3 protein-coding genes are annotated in these 3,175 nt (G+C 59.2%); 2 read left to right on the top strand and 1 reads right to left on the bottom strand.

All coding sequences use genetic code 11. From position 1 onward, the window contains the following. Positions 1 to 398 (top strand): GNAT family N-acetyltransferase (locus PROAA_RS10215; protein WP_222102208.1); only part of this gene is annotated, 398 nt, incomplete at its 5' end. Here PROAA_RS10215 and PROAA_RS10220 read toward each other — a convergent pair. After that, positions 377 to 1,246, bottom strand: coding sequence for a transglutaminase family protein (locus tag PROAA_RS10220; RefSeq protein ID WP_186411241.1), 870 nt, complete (start codon positions 1,244 to 1,246; stop codon positions 377 to 379). The two genes, PROAA_RS10215 and PROAA_RS10220, sit on opposite strands and share 22 nt — an antisense overlap. Positions 1,247 to 1,523: 277 nt before the next feature. On the opposite strand from PROAA_RS10220, the gene PROAA_RS10225 reads away from it, so the two are divergent. Beyond that, positions 1,524 to 3,175, top strand: a 1,652-nt coding sequence (locus PROAA_RS10225; RefSeq protein WP_186411242.1) for a transglutaminase family protein, incomplete at its 3' end; no start/stop codon positions are given.

The following is a 3,175-nucleotide window of genomic DNA, read 5'->3' on the forward strand; positions in this document are numbered from 1 at the left end:
CGGTGCGGGAATTGACGAGTGGCACGATCGTCGGCACGACGCGCTACTACGACATCGTGCCTGTAATCGATCGCGTTGAGATCGGCTTCACATGGTACGGAAAGCGCTGGCAGCGCGGCCTTATCAACACCGGGTGCAAGCTCTTGTTGCTCGGTCACGCGTTCGACTCGCTAGGGTGCGAGGTGGTCGGCTTTCGAACAGACATTCTCAATCTGGTTTCCCAGCGAGCCATCGAGGCTTTGGGTGCCAGAAAGGACGGAGTCATCAGGCATCACCAGCTTCGCCGCGACGGTACGGTACGCGACACCGTGATCTACAGCATTCTCGCAAGTGAATGGCCGGACGTGAAGCGGCAACTCGAGCTGCGCTTGGCTCGTCACGGAAGCGCGCCGAGCTGACTCACCCGAACGGATACCGTCAGCGCTGGACGTTGGCCGGCCGGACCGACGAAACTTCCCGATACTGGGGGTACGGCTTCAGGATGTCGCGCCACAGCGACCGGGATGTGCTGATTGCCGGTGATCAGACCGCTGGTCGGATCAAAACCTTTCCACCCCGGTCCGGGCAGGTAAACCTCGGCCCAGGCATGGGTGGTGGCATTTCCGGCCTCGTTGTCAGCCATATGCAGGTAGCCGCTGACGAAACGGCTGGCCAGGCCCATGTAGCGGCAGGCTTCGATGAAGAGCGCGGCAAAATCGCGACATGAACCGCTGTTCAAACTCAGCGTCTGCGCCGGCGACTGAACCCCTTCTTCTTCGCGGATCTGATAGCTGAAATTGTTGGCGATTTCACAGTTCAACTGCAAAAGCAGTGTGAACGTTTCGATCGGTCGCCTCAGCAGCCCCAGTCTGCCAAGCCAGCCATGCAGCATTGCGCGATCGCTAGGATAAACGCTCTGCTGAAAGGGCGCGAGATCGGGCTGCTCGTCGATGGCGTAGTCAAACGGGCAATTGCTCGCGAAATTTTCTAACAAAAACTCCAGCGGCGGATCTTCATAGACCGAGATAATCACTTCGCTCAGGACGCGGAGCGAGGAGGACATCTCGTTAAAGTTCACTTGGGCGACAGAATTTCCGAGCACATCCTGATACCAACGAACACTATTCGCCGGGGAGATTTCCAGTGTTGAGGATTCGATTCTCAAGCTGTGGCTTTCAAGGGGACGTATGCGCAAACGATGCGGCAAGAGCGTCACCGGGGTCGGGTACCAGTACTCTGTTACATGAGCGATATTGAGGCGTCGCATTCTTTTCCACCGTATTCTGCAAGGTCAGGTATGGATTTGGAGTATAAGGCCAGCTTCGAGTGTCGGCGCAACGGGTAGCTCGAATTCTTTGGTTTGGTGTTTGCGGTTCTTTGGCCGGGCAACGTATCGAATCGCCGTTTGCTATCGCGTGGTGCGTGATAGTCACCGCGAGCACTGATTCGGTGCGAAAATCATCAGATACCGATGAATCCGATGATTAAAGCATGGTGCGGCTCTTGCTATTAAGATACCGGACCTTTTTGTTTCGGAGCTTGCCGTGTCGATTCATGTTGCCCTCAATCACGTAACGCATTATCGCTATGATCGCCCGGTTGCGCTTTCGCCACAGGTCGTTCGACTGCGCCCGGCACCGCATTCGCGCACACCGATCCTGGCCTATTCGCTGAAAGTCACGCCCGACCAGCACTTCATCAACTGGCAGCAGGATCCGCAGGGCAATTATCTGGCGCGACTTGTATTCCCCGAGAAGACGCGCGAGTTCCGCGTCGAAGTCGATCTGGTGGCCGCGATGTCGGTGATCAACCCGTTCGACTTCTTCCCCGAATCCTACGCCGAGAAATTTCCGTTCAAGTACGAGGCAGATCTGCGCGAAGAGTTACAGCCTTTTCTGTACACTCAGCCGCCAACCCCGCTGGTCCGCCGATTCCTCGACACGATCCCGGTCGAACCGATGAACAGCGTCGATTTCCTGGTCGATATCAACCGACGGGTGCAACAGGTCGTCGCCTACGTTATTCGCCTGGAGCCGGGCGTGCAAAGCCCCGAACAAACGCTCGAGCTGGGCAGCGGTTCGTGCCGGGATTCAGCCTGGCTGCTGGTTGAGGTGCTGCGCCAGCTCGGGCTGGCCGCGCGTTTCGTATCGGGTTATCTGATTCAGCTGGTGCCTGACGTGAAATCGCTGGACGGTCCTTCCGGCACCGATATTGATTTCACCGATCTGCACGCCTGGTGCGAGGTCTTCTTGCCGGGTGCAGGCTGGATCGGCCTCGATCCGACGTCCGGGCTGTTCGCTGGCGAAGGACATATCCCGGTGGCGTGCTCGCCACAACCATCTTCTGCCTCGCCAATTACCGGCACCACCGAAGAATGCGAGTGCGTATTCGAGCACAGCATGAAGATCGAGCGCGTCTGGGAAGCGCCGCGAGTTACCAAGCCCTATAGCGATGAGCAATGGTCCTCGATCGAAACGCTGGGGCATCGCATCGATGACGATCTGGTTAGTGGCGATGTGCGCCTGACCATGGGTGGCGAACCGACCTTCGTGGCCATAGACGACCCGGACGGCGCCGAATGGAGCACTGCCGCCATGGGTCCGACCAAGCGTATACGTGCAGCCGACCTGTTTCATCGCCTGCGCAAAGAATATGCTCCCCACGGGCTGACGCACTTCGGCCAGGGCAAGTGGTATCCGGGCGAGCCGCTACCGCGCTGGTCGCTCAACTGTTTCTGGCGGCGCGACGGACAACCGGTATGGAAGAACCTGGCCTTGTGCGCCGACGAGTCACGCGACTACGGCGCCGATGAAGTGTTGGCCGGTCGCTTCCTGCGTGCTCTGGCCGAACGTCTGGGGCTGGCTGCGAAGTATGTTTTCCCGGCCTACGAGGATGCCTTCTACTACCTGTGGCGTGAGCACCGCCTGCCGATAAATGTCGATCCGCATGCGGCGCGCCTTGACGATCCCCTTGAACGTGCGCGTCTGGCGGAGATCTTTGGCCAGGGCCTGGATAAGGCCATCGGCTATGTGCTGCCGGTGATGCGCCACCCGAGGCTAAAGGGACGCTGGCAAACCAGCCCGTGGTTCCTGCGCGGCGAACGCTGCTTCCTGGTGCCGGGCGACTCGCCGGTCGGCTTCCGTCTGCCGCTCGAATCGCAGCCCTGGGTGGCCAAGAGCGACTACCCCTACACCCA

The sequence above is a fragment of the Candidatus Propionivibrio aalborgensis genome (assembly GCF_900089945.1).
GTDB classification, from domain to species: domain Bacteria; phylum Pseudomonadota; class Gammaproteobacteria; order Burkholderiales; family Rhodocyclaceae; genus Propionivibrio; species Propionivibrio aalborgensis.

Coding starts and splice junctions, on each gene's coding strand:
- PROAA_RS10220 (WP_186411241.1), bottom strand. CDS start 1,246: ATGCGACGCCTCAATATCGCTCATGTAACAGAGTACTGGTACCCGACC.